The 15,430-nt window shown below is 61.5% G+C and carries 13 protein-coding genes, 1 tRNA gene and 1 riboswitch; of the genes, 8 read left to right on the plus strand and 6 right to left on the minus strand.

The window, feature by feature from the left end:
• Positions 1-29 precede the first annotated feature (29 nt).
• Both CWB41_RS00390 and CWB41_RS00395 read left to right on the plus strand, forming a co-directional pair.
• The gene (locus CWB41_RS00390) at positions 30-2,717 is read left to right on the plus strand and encodes a sensor histidine kinase (RefSeq protein ID WP_115835934.1); all 2,688 of its coding nucleotides are present in this window, start codon (positions 30-32) and stop codon (positions 2,715-2,717) included.
• The gene (locus CWB41_RS00395; RefSeq protein WP_115835933.1) at positions 2,714-3,412 is read left to right on the plus strand and encodes a response regulator; all 699 of its coding nucleotides are present in this window, start codon (positions 2,714-2,716) and stop codon (positions 3,410-3,412) included. Before CWB41_RS00390 ends, CWB41_RS00395 begins: the two co-directional genes overlap by 4 nt.
• Here CWB41_RS00395 and CWB41_RS00400 read toward each other — a convergent pair.
• Complete coding sequence (locus CWB41_RS00400; protein ID WP_147301469.1) at positions 3,369-4,262, minus strand: Crp/Fnr family transcriptional regulator; 894 nt, start codon at positions 4,260-4,262, stop codon at positions 3,369-3,371. The genes CWB41_RS00395 and CWB41_RS00400 overlap by 44 nt on opposite strands.
• Positions 4,263-4,517: 255 nt before the next feature.
• On the opposite strand from CWB41_RS00400, the gene CWB41_RS16450 reads away from it, so the two are divergent.
• Complete coding sequence (locus CWB41_RS16450; protein WP_165203888.1) at positions 4,518-6,113, plus strand: globin-coupled sensor protein; 1,596 nt, start codon at positions 4,518-4,520, stop codon at positions 6,111-6,113.
• Between the two features lie 59 nt (positions 6,114-6,172).
• A complete protein-coding gene (locus tag CWB41_RS00410) occupies positions 6,173-6,889 on the plus strand; it encodes a hypothetical protein (protein ID WP_115835930.1) in 717 nt (238 codons plus the stop codon).
• A 36-nt stretch (positions 6,890-6,925) separates the two neighbouring features.
• Here CWB41_RS00410 and CWB41_RS00415 read toward each other — a convergent pair.
• Together CWB41_RS00415 and pqqC are read right to left on the minus strand one after the other, a co-directional pair.
• Positions 6,926-6,999, minus strand: a tRNA-Gly gene (locus tag CWB41_RS00415).
• 78 nt (positions 7,000-7,077) lie between these two features.
• On the minus strand, positions 7,078-7,851 hold the full coding sequence (gene pqqC, locus CWB41_RS00420; protein WP_115835929.1) for a pyrroloquinoline-quinone synthase PqqC: 774 nt from the start codon (positions 7,849-7,851) through the stop codon (positions 7,078-7,080).
• A 283-nt stretch (positions 7,852-8,134) separates the two neighbouring features.
• On the opposite strand from pqqC, the gene CWB41_RS00425 reads away from it, so the two are divergent.
• Positions 8,135-8,416, plus strand: a complete 282-nt coding sequence (locus CWB41_RS00425) for a hypothetical protein (RefSeq protein WP_129396361.1) — start codon at positions 8,135-8,137, stop codon at positions 8,414-8,416.
• Positions 8,417-8,433: 17 nt separating this feature from the next.
• Here CWB41_RS00425 and CWB41_RS00430 read toward each other — a convergent pair whose 3' ends face one another.
• Together CWB41_RS00430 and CWB41_RS00435 are read right to left on the minus strand one after the other, a co-directional pair.
• Positions 8,434-10,044, minus strand: a complete 1,611-nt coding sequence (locus CWB41_RS00430) for a Na+/H+ antiporter (protein ID WP_115835927.1) — start codon at positions 10,042-10,044, stop codon at positions 8,434-8,436.
• A 79-nt stretch (positions 10,045-10,123) separates the two neighbouring features.
• Positions 10,124-11,290, minus strand: a complete 1,167-nt coding sequence (locus CWB41_RS00435) for a 2'-deoxycytidine 5'-triphosphate deaminase (RefSeq protein ID WP_115835926.1) — start codon at positions 11,288-11,290, stop codon at positions 10,124-10,126.
• A gap of 109 nt (positions 11,291-11,399) precedes the next feature.
• A riboswitch (SAM riboswitch) is annotated at positions 11,400-11,479 on the plus strand.
• 86 nt (positions 11,480-11,565) lie between these two features.
• Between CWB41_RS00435 and CWB41_RS00440 the strand changes: the two genes are divergently transcribed.
• Positions 11,566-12,801 (plus strand): O-succinylhomoserine sulfhydrylase, encoded by a 1,236-nt coding sequence (locus CWB41_RS00440; RefSeq protein WP_115836365.1) that lies wholly within the window; start codon positions 11,566-11,568, stop codon positions 12,799-12,801.
• 84 nt (positions 12,802-12,885) lie between these two features.
• Positions 12,886-13,911: a cytochrome-c peroxidase gene (locus CWB41_RS00445; RefSeq protein WP_165203891.1), complete on the plus strand. Its 1,026-nt coding sequence runs from the start codon at positions 12,886-12,888 to the stop codon at positions 13,909-13,911.
• A 15-nt stretch (positions 13,912-13,926) separates the two neighbouring features.
• Here CWB41_RS00445 and CWB41_RS16080 read toward each other — a convergent pair whose 3' ends face one another.
• On the minus strand, positions 13,927-14,088 hold the full coding sequence (locus CWB41_RS16080; RefSeq protein WP_165203894.1) for a hypothetical protein: 162 nt from the start codon (positions 14,086-14,088) through the stop codon (positions 13,927-13,929).
• A 211-nt stretch (positions 14,089-14,299) separates the two neighbouring features.
• Between CWB41_RS16080 and CWB41_RS00450 the strand changes: the two genes are divergently transcribed.
• Positions 14,300-15,397 (plus strand): hypothetical protein, encoded by a 1,098-nt coding sequence (locus CWB41_RS00450; protein ID WP_115836363.1) that lies wholly within the window; start codon positions 14,300-14,302, stop codon positions 15,395-15,397.
• Positions 15,398-15,430 lie beyond the last annotated feature (33 nt).

Here is a 15,430-nt window from a genome sequence, read left to right on the forward strand (position 1 = left end):
TCCGGCGCGATGGAGTATGATCAAGCGGAATGGACATTGCGTCAGGCGACAAAAGGCCCTCGCCCGAGGCCCTGCTCCGCGAAGCCGAGACCGGCAGCCGCGGGCGGCTGAAGATCTTCCTCGGCGCCGCGCCGGGCGTCGGCAAGACCTATGAAATGCTGCTCACCGCCCGGGCGAAGCACCGCGAGGGCGTGGATGTGGTGGTGGGCGTTGTGGAGACCCACGGCCGCAAGGAGACGGAAGAACTCCTTGCCGGCCTTGAGGTCATCCCGCGGCGGAACATCCTCTACAAGGGCCGCGTCCTGACCGAGATGGACATCGATGCCATTCTGGCGCGGCACCCGCGTCTCGTCCTGGTCGATGAGCTTGCCCATACGAACGCTCCGGAGAGCCGCCACCCCAAACGCTATCTCGATGTCGAGGAATTGCTGGCCGCGGGGATCGATGTCTATACGACGGTCAACATCCAGCATATCGAAAGCCTGAACGATGTCGTCGCCCGCATAACGCACACGCGCGTGCGGGAGATGGTGCCGGATTCGATTGTCGACAATGCCGACGATATCGAAGTCATCGATCTCACGCCCGATGACCTCATCGCCCGGCTGCGCGAAGGCAAGGTCTATATCGGCGATCGCGCCGCACGGGCGATCGACAATTATTTTTCGCGCGGCAATCTGACGGCTTTGCGCGAACTCGCCTTGCGCCGGACGGCGCAGCGGGTCGATGCGCAAATGCTCGACTATATGCGCTCACATGCGATCGAAGGGCCTTGGCCGGCTGGCGAGCGCCTGCTGGTCGCGATCGACAGTGTCGGCGCCGCCGCTCTGGTGCGCCGGGCGCGGCGCTTCGCCGAACTTCTGCGCGCCCCGTGGACCGCGCTTCATGTCGAGACATCGCGCGATCTGCGCGCCGACGAGGCGCAGCGCAACGCCATCGCCGAGGCCCAGCAACTTGCCACACGCCTCGGCGGTGTCGCGGTGACGTTGCCCGGCGAGGATGCCGCCGCCACCATCCTCGACTATGCGCAGACGCATAATGTCACACATATCCTCGTCGCGCAGACCGGCCAGTCCGATTGGCTCAGCTTCCTGCGCGGCTCGACGGCGCAAAAGCTCATCCGGAATGCCGGCGATATCAATATTCACATTGCCTCGATGGAGTCGCGGCGGAAGGCGAACCCACTCGGCTTCACCCCGCCGCATCCCTCACGCGATTGGGCAGCCTATGCCAAAAGCCTCGGCCTCGTTGCCGCGGCGGGGCTGTTCGCGTTTGTTTTGCGCGAGGCGCTGGGCATCACCAGCGTCGCCCTGGTGTTCCTTATCGGCGTTTTGGCGAGCGCCGTGCGCTACGGGCTTTTTCCGTCGCTCGTCGCCGCTTTATTCGGCGTGCTCGCCTATAATTTCTTTTTCCTGCCCCCGTTTTACACCTTCACGATCACCGCTCCGGAAAATGTCGTTACGCTTATCGTCTTCGCGATCGTCGCCGTCATCGCCAGCAATCTCGCCGCGCGTTTGCGGGCGCAAGCGATCGCCGCACGCACACGCGCCCGCATCACCGAGGAGCTTTATCTTTTCAGCCGCAAGCTTGCCAGCGCGGCCTCGCTCGACGACGTCGTCTGGGCGAGCGTCTACGAGATCGCACTGCTCCTGAAGGTGAATGTCGTCCTGTTGCTGCCGAAGGAAGGCCGGCTGGAACTCGCGGGCGGCTATCCCCCGGAGGATCAGCTCGACGCGGCCGACCTTGCCGCCGCGCAATGGAGCTTCGAGAAAAATCACGCGGCCGGCCGCGGCGCCGATACATTGCCCGGCGCCAAGCGGCTTTTCATTCCGATACGGACCGGGCGCGGCGCCATCGGCGTGATCGGCATCGATTCCGACCGCCCCGGGCCTTTGCTGCGACCGGAGAATGCACGTCTTCTCGACTCTCTGTCCGATCAGGCAGCGCTGGCAATCGAGCGCATTCATCTCGCGGCGGATATCGAAAAGGCGCGGCTGGCGGAGGAGACTGACCGGCTGCGGCAGGCTCTGCTGACCTCCATTTCGCACGATTTGCGGACGCCGCTCGCGTCGATCATCGGCTCCGCGACGAGCCTTGTCGCGCATGGCGAAGAACTCGATGCCCCGGCGCGCATGACATTGCTGCGTACCATTCAGGAAGAAGGCGAGCGGCTCAATCGCTTCATCGGCAATCTGCTCGATATGACGCGGCTGGAATCGGGGTCGCTCAAACCCAATGCCGATCTGGTGGATATTTCGGACCTCGTCGGCGCGGCCCTGCAAAGGGCGCAGAAGATCCTCAAGGATGATAAGATCGAGACGGACGTCGCGGCGGGTCTGCCGATGCTGTCTCTCGATGTGGTGCTCATGGAACAGGTCCTGTTCAATCTGCTCGATAATGCCGCCAAATATGCGCCGCCCGGCTCCACGATCACCCTCACGGCCCGGCGCGAAGGCGAAAAGGTCGCGATCACCATCGCCGACGAGGGCGAAGGCATTCCGCCGGCCGACTATGAGCAGATTTTCGACAAGTTCTACCGCGTTCACCGCGGCGATCGCCAGCGGGTCGGCACCGGCCTTGGGCTCGCCATCTGCCGGGGTTTCGTCGAAGCGATGAACGGCACGATCACAGCCGCCAATCGCACCGACCGGTCGGGCGCCATTTTCACGCTGAAGTTTCCGGTTCCGCCAGCCCCAAAGGTGGAGGCCCTCGCATGAGCACGCTCTCAGCGCCGGTGCGTGTGCTGCTGGTCGACGACGAACCCGCCATTTTGCGCTTCGTGCGGGCGAGTCTGGCGACGCAAGGCTATGTCGTCTCCGAAGCCAGGGATGGCCTTAGCGCAATCGAGGCGATCCGGGCCAAGGCGGCCGATGTGGTCGTGCTCGACCTCGGACTGCCGGATATGGATGGGCTCGACATCATCCGCAAATTACGGGCGGAAGGCGCAACCCTGCCGATCATCGTTCTTTCAGGCCGCGAGGCCGAGGGGCTGAAGGTCGAGGCGCTTGATCTCGGAGCCGATGATTACGTGACAAAGCCGTTCGGCATAGACGAACTCCTGGCGCGCATCCGCGCCGCGCAACGCCATCGCCTTCAACAGCAGGGCGAAAAAGCCATTTTCCGCAGCGGCGATCTGACCGCTGATCTCGTCCGGCGGATCGTCACGGTGCGCGGCCAGGAGGTGAAATTCTCGCCGCGCGAATATGATGTCCTGCGCCTGCTCATCGCCCACGCCGGCAAGGTTCTGACCCACCGCTTCATCTTGCGCGAAGTCTGGGGCGGCGACACGGACGTGCAATATCTGCGAATGTATATTCGCGCCTTGCGGCTGAAAATAGAGGCCGACCCCGAACGGCCACGGCATATCCTCACCGAAACGGGCGTCGGCTACCGGCTCGCCATACAGGATTAAGCTGCCGCAACGCGCGCTTTAATTCGATGCGGCCGAGACGAACCAGTTCGCCCCGATTGAGGATACGCAAATGGCCGGCGGATAATTCGATCCATCCGAATTCGCGGAATTTGGAAATCATCCGGCCGACATGGACCGGCGTCAGTCCGGTGGCGTCGGCGATATCTTGCTGGCGCAACGGAAACGGGTAATTGCCGTCGCGAGTCGTACCAAGCCGGTCGAGACGCTCGGTCAGGGTCAGAATCAAGTGCGCGACACGTTCGTCCGCGTTGCGACGCCCGAGATCGAGCAGCAGATCATTTTTCGCCCTTTCATTGGCGATGCAGATCTTGCCGACGATATTCAACGTCTCGTCCGATTTGAGAACCTGCTCCCGCACCTGTGCGCGCGGCATCCGGCAGAAGAGAGACTTCGTCAGGGTACGCAGCGACAAGCCCGAATTTTGTTCGATCAATAACTCGCAAGCGAAAAAATCGCCGCCAACCAGGAACGAGACAATCTGGCGCCGCCCATCGGCGGTTTGCAAAAATGTAAACGCCCAGCCGTCGCACATAACATAGATGTCGTCGGTCCTGGCGTTGCGGAGATAGATGTTCCGGTGCGGTTCAATGACATCGAAATCTTGCGCAACCTCGAGTCGCCGCGGATCATTATGTTCGTTTTTCGGATTGACCAGCGAGCGGCAGAACGGCGGATAACCTGCGGGGCAAGCGGAGCAAGGCCGGCCTCCTTCGTAAAGGTGTTTAAGAAACATTGCTCCCCTCTGACAGTGGAAACTTCGCCGCCGGGATAAGCACGGGATCGGGTGAAAAGGCAACGCCGCCGTTCGCAGCATCGCCTTCCTTTTCAAGAAATAACTCGCAATCTATGTTCGCAACATAAGTATAAATCTCTTTATATTCGTGATATGTTTAGAACTCTTGTTGAAAAACTGCGTCAATCCGAGTGTTTGACATAGACCGTAACGCTTTCGCGTCCACAGATAAGCGAAGCTATTTGCTGCATTGATTCGTGCAAGAAGCGTGCTCTGCGTCAGTTGAAAGCGCGTATGCGCCGCGAGCGAAAAGCTCCGCGGCAATCCGAAGTGCTTTATTGGGGGCGGATTATGTCAACGGACGCATTGGCCGATCAACTCAGATTCATGAAGCTTGGGCCCGAGGCACAAGCGAATATCCAGGCTGCCAAGACCATCATCATGCGGGAATTGCCCGCCGCGCTCGACATCGTCTATGCGCAAATCCGCGCGTTTCCGGAAACGGCCAAATTCTTCGCGGCCGAGAGCCAAATCGCCGGCGTCAAAAGCAAGCAGCTCGCGCATTGGGACGCGATTTCGAGCGGCCGTTTCGACAGTAACTATGTGAGAGGCGCCACCGCCGTGGGCGAGGTCCATGCGGCGATCGGCCTGGCGCCGCGCTGGTATATCGGCGGCTATGCCCTGGTCATGGAAGCGCTCATCGGCAAGATCCTCGAGGAGCGTCTGGCAAAGCGCGGCTTCAATCTGAAGCCGTTGCCGGTTCAGCAGATCGCCGGCGAATTGAGCGCGCTGGTGAAGGCAACGATGCTCGATATGGACCTCGCGATTTCTGCCTATCTCACCGCGGCCGAAGCCGCCCGCACGCGGTCGGAAGCCGCGGTGCTCGCGCAGGAACGCACGAACGTCTCCGGCTCGGTCGGCAACGCCATGTCGTCGCTTTCCGACGGTGATCTCACCTACCGGCTGGCCGATGACATTCCGGCGGAATATCAGCAACTGCGCGCCGATTTCAACGGATCGATGGAGAAGTTGCAGCAAACCATGTTGGGGATCAGCGCGACGACGCAAGCCATCCGCGCCGGGACCGAGCAGATTGCGGTCGCCGCAGACGACCTCTCACGTCGCAGTGAAAGACAGGCTGCGAGCCTCGAGGAAACCGCGGCCGCTCTCGACCAGATTACGGCGGCCGTCAAACTGACGGCCGAGGGCGCAACCCACGCGCGCGACGCGGTCTCGGCGGCAAAGGCGGAAGCGGAAAAAGCCGGCGCTGTCGTGCATGAAGCGATGGGTGCCATGGGTGGCATCGAGAAGTCGTCGCGCCAGATCGGCCAGATCATCAGCGTCATCGACGAAATCGCTTTCCAGACCAATCTTCTGGCTTTGAACGCCGGCGTCGAGGCGGCCCGTGCCGGCGATGCGGGACGCGGCTTCGCCGTCGTGGCCATGGAGGTCCGCGGCCTGGCCCAGCGCTCGGCGGAAGCCGCGAAAGAAATCAAGGGACTCATCTCGGCCTCGTCGGCGCAAGTCGACCAGGGTGTGCATCTGGTCGAGGCGACCGGCACGGCGCTTCAGCGCATCGTCGAGCAGGTGGTCGAAATCAACCAGATCGTCGGCAACATTGCGACAAGCGCCGGGGAACAAGCGACCGGGCTTCATCAGGTCAATATCGCCGTCGGCGAAATGGACCAGGTCACCCAGCAAAATGCGGCTATGGTCGAGGAATCGACCGCGGCAGCGCATTCGCTTTCCGAGGAAACGGAGCGTCTGGCGGAGATGATTGACAGTTTTCAGACCGGCCAGGAAAATATACGCGCCGCGCCGAGCCCGGCTGCAAAAGCGCACTCGTCACCGGCAGCGCGCCCGCTCTTGAAGGCCGTAGGCGGCGGCAAGCCGGCGCCGGCGCGTAAAACGGGCACGAAGTCCGCTGGCAAATGGGAAGAATTCTGACATGAAAAGTTCGTTATGTCTGGCTCATGGCTTCAAGACAGCAAGGTAGAGAGCGTCAGATGGACGAACCCGTGAAACGCCGCTACAGAATTTGGGAACTCGCCAAGGAAAACCTGTCGCACAACGCCGAGCCACCGCCGGCGATCCAGGTCGATGAATTGGCAGCGATGATGGCCCTGTACGACTACCGGCCCCTGATCGATGTCCAGTTGCCGGGAACCTTAAGCCGGCGCAACGGCCCGGCGCTGAATTGCAAGACGGCGAAGATCAGCACCGACACCGTTGATCTCGTCTACGAACCGAAAGTTGGCCAGTCTGCGGACGCCGCGCGCAAGCAATCGCAGGATCTCGCCGAGGGTACGGACGTCCAGCTGCGCCTTGAGAAGATCGGCGAAGTCGGCGGCGTTATCACCGCCAGAAAGCCGGAAGGCTTACAGGTGACGCTGGACAGCCAATACAGGCCGGCGATGCAAAACAAGCTTGCCCATATGGCTGCCGAACATGCCGTCGCGGTCGATCACGGCGCGGCCGCCCAATCGCCAATCACGAAGATCGAGCCAGGCATCAAGAAATCCAGTTTCCTCGACCATACCGGCACGTTGCGGGAGGGAACGATCGTCAGAATTTCGTCGCTCGACGCGCTGATCCGGGCGCGGATCATCCCACCGGCGAAGAGCCGCATCGTACTGCTTCACCGGACGCGCCAATCCCCGGCGGAAGTGACGCAAGCCTTCGAGATTGCTTTTGCAGTGAAGTTTTCTACGCCGCTTGAGTAGCGGACCCGGCGCTGGGCGTTTGCGATATAAGCGCAATGGAGCGGGCGAAGGGAATCGAACCCTCGTATGCAGCTTGGGAAGCTGCCGTTCTACCATTGAACTACGCCCGCGCGAGCCGACAACACATGCCAAGGATATGGGAATAAATCAAGGCAGGACGGGCAGCGCGCAAATTATGGGCGGCAGCCTCACTCCGTTGCCTGTCCAGGCCGATACGCGCCGGGCGGAACGAGGCCCGGCGTCACATAGGCATAATGCAGCGCATCGAGCTGCGCCCATAGCACGTCGCATTTGAAACGCACCGCGGCGATGCAGCCTTCCTGCTCGGCACGGGTGAGCGCATTGGTCTTGATGTAATTCAGCGCGAATTCGGAATCGCGCGGCGCCTGCGCCAGCCGCCGTTTGAAATAGGCCATGACACGGTCGTCGACGAAATCGTAATTGGCCAGCATTCCGGCGATGCGCTCGCGGTGGATCGCCGGCGCGAACAATTCCGTCAACGAAGAGGCGACGGCGATGACCAGCGGCTGTTCGACGACGAAGCGCACATAGGCTTCGACCGCGAATTTCGTCGCCGGCAGCGCGCCGCGTCGCGAGGTGACATATTCACGCGAGAAGCCGAGCGCGTCGGTCAGCACCAGCCAGCGTTCGATACCACCACCCTCTTCGCCGAGGCCGTCGTGATCGTGGATGCGATGAATCCATTCCCGGCGCAATTCGCGGTCATGCACACGGCTCATGAAGGCGGCGTCCTTGCGCGGAACCGCCTCCTGATAGCAATAGCGGTTGAGCGCCCAGGCGCGGACCTGTTCCTTGTTCAGTTGGCCGCCGTGCAGCATTTTATGGAAAGGGTGTTTGTCGTGATAGCGCTCGGCGCCGACGGCGCGGATCGCGGCTTCGAATTCGTCCGGCGAATAGGGTTGCGCGCCGATAAAGGCGCTCGTCTTGACGATCTCGTTCATAGTCCCACCTCTGGCGCGCAGTTATTCGCTGTGTCAGGAGAGACGAATATTATGTTCGAGCAATAATGTTGTTGTTTGTTTCTTGTAACTTTATTGTAAGCTTGCTGTAAGCAGGGGCATTACATTTGTTAAAGCCCCGATTTCCAATATCCCGACACTCGATTTCCCCAACGTGGTGATACTTGGCAGTATCGTGCGCTGATGCACGTGGGAAATCCGCGAGCGGAGTAGATTGTGCGGGTTAATGCTCCGCCGGTATATCCTCGAAAATGGGAGGGGTTCAATGGCAAAAGCGGTTAAGGCACGTAAAGCAGTCAAGGCACGTAAAACAGTCAAGGCAAGTAAAGCGGTGAAGACGCATAAGAGGGGTCTTGACGGACGCTCCGAGGAACACGGCGGCCGGATCAGCCACAAACATGGCAACACCCGGGTAGATACGCTCCGCAAGACTTACGGCGATCACTTCGCCGCCGGCCGGCGCGGCGACATGCACCTTGCCACTTTGCTCAAGGAAACCGGCTCGGCGTCGCTGCACGAATATTTGCGTCATCACCACAAGCGCTGAGCGGCCGGCGCTCGCGGTCAAGTCAGTGGATCGTCGTATTTGATCGGCAGCGCGCTCGAATAGGCGTGCCGCACGCGCGCGTCCTCGAGATCGAGTTCCCGCTCGATCCGGCGACGCGCTTCGTCGCTCAAGGCGTCCTGGGCATAAAGTTCAGCGATTTTCTGCCGCTCCGCTTCGATGAGGCTGAGCTGCACCTGAAGCGAATCGCCATATTGCCCGTCCGCACGCTTGAGTGCGCTGATCAGCGTGTCGCGCCGGTCGCGATGACGGTTCTTCAGAACGCGCATCGTCCCGGCCGATATGCCGTCCAGCGCGCCGAGCCGTGTAAGCACCGCCTCGACGCCGAGGACGCGGGCGCGGATCTCGCGATCCTTCGCCGCCGCCGACTCGCGCCGGCCCTCCGCATCGAGACCCAGCTTGCGCACCAGCCAAGGCAGGCTGAGGCCCTGCCCCACCAGAGTCGCGAGAATCACCGCAAAGGTGATGATCAAAACGATGTCGCGTTCGGGAAACGGCGCGCCGTCGACCATGAAGGGGATCGACAATGCGGCGGCGAGTGAGACGACGCCGCGGATGCCGGTAAAGCCGATGAAGAAGTCATGCTGCCAGGGCGGCGGCGCCTTGTGCTTGCTTTTGCGGATGAGATCGCGCGGGACTCGCGTCAGGACGACAACCCAGATCAGGCGCACCGCCACCACCGCGAGGATGACAACCCCGATCGCCAACGGCAGCTTCTCCCACGAGTCCTTCTGCAAGGTCTCGAGGATCGGCCGCGCCTGCAGGCCGGTGATGACGAAGATCGAACCCTCTGTGATGTAGACGACGAGGCGCCAGAAAAAATAGCCCTGAAGGCGTGTCGCCGGCGGGATCGACCCGGCGCCATTGGCGCTGACATAAAGCCCTGCCGTCACGGCCGCCAAAACCCCGGAGCCGCCCAGCGCCTGCAAAGGCCAAAAGGCGATGTAGGGCGCGAGCAGCGCGATCGTCAGCTCGATTTGCGGATCGCCAATCGCGCGACGCAGGCGTAGGGTTCCCCAGCCCACGGCGAGCCCCCAGGCGACGCCGGCGATTGCAACGATGACAAACAGGCCGGTCGCTTGCGGCAGCGAGAAGCTCGCGGTTTCGACCGCGGTGACCGCGAAGCTGAAGATAATCAGCGCGGTCGCGTCGTTGACGAGGCCCTCGCCTTCCAGAATGGTAACGATGCGCTGCGGCAGCGCCAGCCCGTCCGTAAGCGCGAGGGGCGCGACAGCATCCGGCGGCGCGACAATAGCGCCGAGGACAAAGCCCAGCGCCAGAGGCCAGCCAAGCAGCCCATGCACGGTGAAGGCGACCGCCGCGGCGGTGGCACAAACGCAGCCCACCGCGAGCAGAGAAATCTCGGCGAATTCGCGCTTGAAGCCGCGCCAGCTCATGCCGACCCCAGCAATATAGAGCAGCGGCGGCAGCAGCACTTGCAGAACGACGTTCGGCTCGATCGGGATATGCGGCAGGCCGGGCACGAAACTCGCCGCAATGCCGAACACGACCAGAAAGATCGACGCCGGAAGGTGCAGCCGCCGCGCGAGAATCGCGCCGGTCATCGTCAGCGCGATGAGAGCAAAAGCGATCAGGGCAGCATGCGGCATCAAGCGGTCCGGTTGGGGTGACCTGAACCTACAAAGTCTATGCCAGCCTTTTTTAAGGCGCGAGCGTCAACAACACGGCTCACGGCATGCGGAAATGTTTCGAGAGCTTGAGGCCCTGGCCCTGATAGTTCGAGCCGCCGATCTGCCCATAGAGCTCCTGCGGCGCCTCGGCCATTTTCTCGTAGACGAGCCGGCCGATCACCTGCCCGTCCTCGAGGATGAAAGGCACCTCATGGCTGCGCACTTCGAGGACGGCGCGGCTGCCGGGATGGCCGCTTTCGGTATAGCCGAAGCCGGGGTCGAAGAAGCCGGCATAGTGAACGCGGAATTCGCCCATTGCCGGATCGATGGGCACCATCTCGGCGGCGAGATCGCGCGGAATGTGCAGCTTTTCCTGCGACGCGAGAATGTAGAACTCGTCCGGATCGAGGATGAGCCGCCGATCCGCGCGGGCATGAATAGGCTCCCAGAAATCGGCGATATCGTAAACGCCGACGCGGTTCACATCGATGATATCCGTGTGCTTTTGCGCGCGATAGCCGATGATGTCGCCAATCGTCTCCGCGCTGAGCGCGACACGCAGGATGAGACCGTCGCGCAAGTTCAGCTCTTCGTCATCGACGAGTTTTTGATCGCGGTGACGCGAGGCAAGGTCCTTGTCACTCAACGCGAAGTCGGTGCGCGAATGCTGCGACGAGGCGAGGCGGCGGAAGCGGATTTGATTGAGCTTGCTGCCTTCATGAACGCGGACGCTGAAACTGCGCGGCGAAATCTCAGCGTAAAGCTGTCCTTCGTATCCGCGTTCCACTACGTCGAAGACTTCACTTCGATCCGTTATCAGGCGCGTGAAAATATCGAGTCGCCCTGTCGAACTTTTCGGATTTGCGACAGCAGATATGCTCTCCGGCAACCCGAGAGATTCCATTAGAGGAACCACATAGACACCGCCACGCTCGAGTACTGCGCCGCTTTCTTTAAGACTAATCTCATCGATCTTCAGCGATCTGAGTTGATCTTCAACAGTACGTTCCCTGCCAGGTAGAAAACTGGCGCGGACTCTGTAAGCGCGAGCGCCAAGCCTGAGATCAAGACTCGCTGGCTGCAATTGAGTCGGCTCAATTTCGCCCCCGACGCGGATCATCTTGCGTCGCAGCATAAGTCTTATCTTTTCGCGCCCAAGCAGGCCGAAACGCGTGCCGAAGAGGCCGGCATTCTCGTCTTCAAGCGGGAGGGGATTCAGGGACATCGGAACGCTCTCTCTGCCGAGACCAATCCCGTGGGGGCCTCCGGCGTCAAGGCGGAAAGCCGCCTGCGAACAGCTATTTTCCCTTGAGCCGGGCAAAGGCAAGGTTTATTCTTCCGGATGTGGTCATTTGGGCCGGCCGGCTTGCCGCCACGTTAAACAAGGGACTAAAAGGGCCGAGGCTTCGTCGCGAAGCATCCTCCCTCATTTTCGTCGACCCGGCCGCGCCCTGGCAGGACTGCGCCGTCTTGCCCAAGACGGCGATGAGGAGATGGCTGATGACGAAGAAAACCGCTGACGAGGCGCTCAAGGACCCGAAAAACTGGCGCGAGGCCACCCGCCTCGTCCACGGCGGCACCCTGCGCTCGCAATTCGGCGAAACGTCGGAAGCCCTCTTCCTCACCCAGGGCTTCGTCTACGATACGGCCGAGGCGGCCGAGGCGCGCTTCAACGGGCAAGACCCCGGCTTCGTCTATTCGCGCTATTCCAACCCGACCATCGCCATGTTCGAGGAGCGGATGTGCCTGCTCGAAGGTGCCGAGGCCGCCCGCGCGACGGCAAGCGGCATGGCGGCGGTCACCGCCGCGCTGATGGGCCAGTTGAAGGCCGGCGACCATCTCGTTTCGGCGCGCGCGCTGTTCGGCTCCTGCCTCTATGTGATCGAGGAACTGCTGCCCCGGTTCGGCATCGCGGCGACGCTTGTCGATGGCGCCGATCTTGCCCAATGGGAAGCAGCGGTGCGGCCGGAGACCAAGGTCTTCTTCCTCGAAACCCCCACCAATCCGAGCCTCGAAATCTACGACCTGAAAGCCATCGCGGACATCGCCCACCGGCATGGCGCGCGGCTCGTCGTCGATAATGTCTTCGCCTCGCCGGTCTTGCAGAAGCCTCTGCAATTCGGCGCCGATTGCGTCGTCTATTCGACGACCAAACATATCGACGGCCAGGGACGCTGTCTCGGCGGCATCATCCTGTCGAGCCGCGAATTCATCGATACTTACATCCATACCTATCTGCGCCAGACCGGCCCCGCCCTTTCGCCCTTCAATGCCTGGGTGATGCTCAAATCGCTGGAGACCCTGCCGCTGCGCGTCAACCATCAGGCCGCGAGCGCGGCGCGGATCGCCGACTTTCTGGCCACGCATCCGAATGTGAAGCGGCTGGTCTACCCGGGCCGCGCGGACCACCCGCAGGCAGCGCTCGCACGGCGGCAGATGAAGAGTGGCGGCACTTTGGTGACCTTCGAGGTGCCCGGCGGCAAGGCGGGCGCCTTCGCGGTCGCCAACGCGCTCTCGATCATCAAGATTTCCAACAATCTCGGCGATGCCAAAAGCATCATCACCCATCCGGCAACGACCACGCACCAGCGGCTGACGCCGGAGGGGCGCGCCAAAATGGGTATCAGCGACGGGATGCTGCGGCTCTCGGTCGGCCTTGAGGATGTCGAAGACCTGATCGCCGACCTCTCACATGCGCTCTCGGCGCTGGCGCAGCCGGGCCTTGCGGCAGAGTAGCAAACTGCGGGCGGCGAAGATCGGTTTGGAATCTCAACGAATTATCAACCGTCTCGGGTGAATGTGCCACCGTCGGAGACCGCGATGACGAACATCCACCGCAGTCTGCTGGCCGTGCTGCTTCTGCCGCTTTCCATGGCCGCCTATGGCGACGAGCAGACGCCGGACCCCAGCGACGCTGCACTGCGCCAGCAATATGCACGGCCGGCCACAACGCCCTATCCGGACGACGATACCTATTCGTCGGCGAAAGAGGCTCTCGGCCGCACGCTTTTCTTCGACCCGCTGCTTTCGGGATCGGGGCAGCATAGCTGCGCGACCTGCCACGACCCGAAATTGTCGTTCGGCGATCATCTCCCGCTGGCGCTCGGCGATACGGGCCATGCCATGGCGTTTCGGACGCCAACGCTTCTGGACACCGCTTTTATCGACCTCTACGGCTGGACCGGCAAGTTCCCGACGCTCGAGAAGGTCGTCTTCGCGCCCATCACGGCGGCGGGAAATCTCAACCTGACCGAGTCGACGCTGATCGCACGCTTGTCTGCTGCGCCAGTCTATGCCCGGGCCTTCGCCGCGGCCTTTCCGGACCATGCGGTCAACCGCAAAAATATTTCCGCGGCGCTGGCAACTTATGTGCGCTCGATTCACTCGCCGGAAGCGCCGTTCGACCGCTGGATCATGGGCGACGAAGATGCCGTCAGCCCGGCGGCGAAACGCGGCTTCGCCATTTTCAACGGCAAGGGCAATTGCGCGCAATGCCATAGCGGATGGTCATTCACCGATGGATCTTTCCACGATGTCGGTGTTGGTAAGGGCAAGGATATCGGCCGCGGCGCCTTTTTCCCGACGTCCGTCAAGCTGCGTTACGCGTTCAAGACGCCGACCCTGCGCAATGTCGCGGAGCGTGCGCCCTACATGCACGACGGGTCCATAGCGACCCTGGAAGGCGTGATCGATCTTTATGATCGCGGCGGCATCGATCGCCCCAGCCGCTCGGAGCTTATCCATCCCCTCGGGCTGAGCGCCGGGGAAAAGGCTGATCTGCTCGCCTTCCTCAAAACACTGAGCGGCGAGACGGAAGTCGCCGTGCAGCCTGCCGCGCCGCGCTGAACCCGCAAAGCGGGATCAATACATCTGCTGAAGCATCGTTCCAATCAAGGCGAGGCCGGCGATGAACAGCGCGCCGCCGGATTGCTCCAAACGGATCGTCAAAGCCGGCGTCTTCGGCGCGGCATAGGCAAGGCCGGTTCCGAGAAAAATGCTTGCAAGGCTCAGAGCGAGAATCATCTGTCTCTCGTAAAAAAATGCGTTGCACGCGAGTCTAGGTAGCCAAGCTTACCACGCCCTTGCCAGCCCTTTGCGCAATCGGCTCTTCTTTCATCAACCTTAATAGACCTGAGTTTCGAAAGTGGAATTAACCAATTATTAGGAATAGCGCGGACGTAGCCTTAAAATTCGATTAAATTCTTCGTTATCGGCCACTCCACGAGGAATGATGATGGAATTGACTTGGCAACGCCTGCGGCGCGTCTCGGCCGCAAGCGGGCTCGCTTTGGCGGCAAGCGTTCTCTGCTCCGGGCAAGCTAGCGCGCATGTGAAGTGGTTCTGCGCCTTTAACGTCGCCGGCCAGCCACGCGGTCTCGAAAACGTCCTTTGCCCCGATTTCGAAGTCTTGATGCTGACGGCATTTACAATGCTGCTCTTCGGCTATGTCGTCGAATGGACTGCGATCGGCACCGCCCTCATCGCCGCGCTCAACCGCGTGACGAGCGGACTGCACGACGAAACCGAAACCATTATCCGGGCCACGTGCGGCTTCTTTCTCGTCGCCTGCTGGGCGAACGGCGGCGTGATCCTGACGCCGGAGCTCAAGACCTCCTCAACGCTCATTCCCTGGATTCAGCTCGCCCTCGCAGCGGGATTGCTGTGGCGTGAAACGCTCGTGTTCACTGCGGCGGGCCTCGTCGGGCTGTTCGGCTATGCTGTCTACGAATACGGCATCTTTCATCTGCTCGATTATCCGATTTTTCTCGGCATCGCCGCTTATCTGGCGCTGACGGGTTTGGGGCGCAATTTCTACGGCATCCGCCCCCTCGATATCGCCCGCTGGAGCATCGCCATCACGCTGATGTGGGCCTCGATCGAGAAATGGGCCTATCCGCAATGGACCTATCCGCTCTTCATCACGCATCCCGGCATGAGCATGGGCTTTAGCCAGGAATTCTACATGCGGGCTGCCGGCATGGTGGAATTCACTCTGTCTTTCGCCCTCATCCTGACCCCGCTCGTGCGTCGCGTGGCAGCGGTCATCCTGTGCGCCATGTTTATCGCGGCCGTGCCGGAATTCGGCAAAATCGACGCCATCGGTCACGCGCCGATCATCGGTGTCGTTCTCGGCCTTATCGGCGACAATGCGGCCAGCAAGCGCCCGGTGCATCTGTGGCTCGGCATCAGGAACTATCTGACGCGGTTCAAGGTGGCGATCTCGGCGTGGGATGTCGTTCTCATCCCCACCGCCTATTGCGCGGCGCTCGCTGCGTTCCTGGTCGCCTATTACGTGCTGCATTCGGCGCTTTACGGCACCCACGTCGTCTAGACGGCAGCGGCGTAAAAGCGCGAAGCGAGGCTC

Source organism: Methylovirgula ligni (genome assembly GCF_004135935.1).
Taxonomy (GTDB): Bacteria; Pseudomonadota; Alphaproteobacteria; order Rhizobiales; family Beijerinckiaceae; genus Methylovirgula; species Methylovirgula ligni.

Excerpts from the sequence above, each read along its gene's own strand:
- CWB41_RS00390 (WP_115835934.1), top strand. The coding sequence starts at position 30 with ATGGACATTGCGTCAGGCGACAAAAGGCCCTCGCCCGAGGCCCTGCTC.
- CWB41_RS00395 (WP_115835933.1), top strand. The coding sequence starts at position 2,714 with ATGAGCACGCTCTCAGCGCCGGTGCGTGTGCTGCTGGTCGACGACGAA.
- CWB41_RS16450 (WP_165203888.1), top strand. The coding sequence starts at position 4,518 with ATGTCAACGGACGCATTGGCCGATCAACTCAGATTCATGAAGCTTGGG.
- CWB41_RS00410 (WP_115835930.1), top strand. The coding sequence starts at position 6,173 with ATGGACGAACCCGTGAAACGCCGCTACAGAATTTGGGAACTCGCCAAG.
- pqqC (WP_115835929.1), bottom strand. The coding sequence starts at position 7,851 with ATGAACGAGATCGTCAAGACGAGCGCCTTTATCGGCGCGCAACCCTAT.
- CWB41_RS00425 (WP_129396361.1), top strand. The coding sequence starts at position 8,135 with ATGGCAAAAGCGGTTAAGGCACGTAAAGCAGTCAAGGCACGTAAAACA.
- CWB41_RS00430 (WP_115835927.1), bottom strand. The coding sequence starts at position 10,044 with ATGCCGCATGCTGCCCTGATCGCTTTTGCTCTCATCGCGCTGACGATG.
- CWB41_RS00435 (WP_115835926.1), bottom strand. The coding sequence starts at position 11,290 with ATGTCCCTGAATCCCCTCCCGCTTGAAGACGAGAATGCCGGCCTCTTC.
- CWB41_RS00440 (WP_115836365.1), top strand. The coding sequence starts at position 11,566 with ATGACGAAGAAAACCGCTGACGAGGCGCTCAAGGACCCGAAAAACTGG.
- CWB41_RS00445 (WP_165203891.1), top strand. The coding sequence starts at position 12,886 with ATGACGAACATCCACCGCAGTCTGCTGGCCGTGCTGCTTCTGCCGCTT.
- CWB41_RS16080 (WP_165203894.1), bottom strand. The coding sequence starts at position 14,088 with ATGATTCTCGCTCTGAGCCTTGCAAGCATTTTTCTCGGAACCGGCCTT.
- CWB41_RS00450 (WP_115836363.1), top strand. The coding sequence starts at position 14,300 with ATGGAATTGACTTGGCAACGCCTGCGGCGCGTCTCGGCCGCAAGCGGG.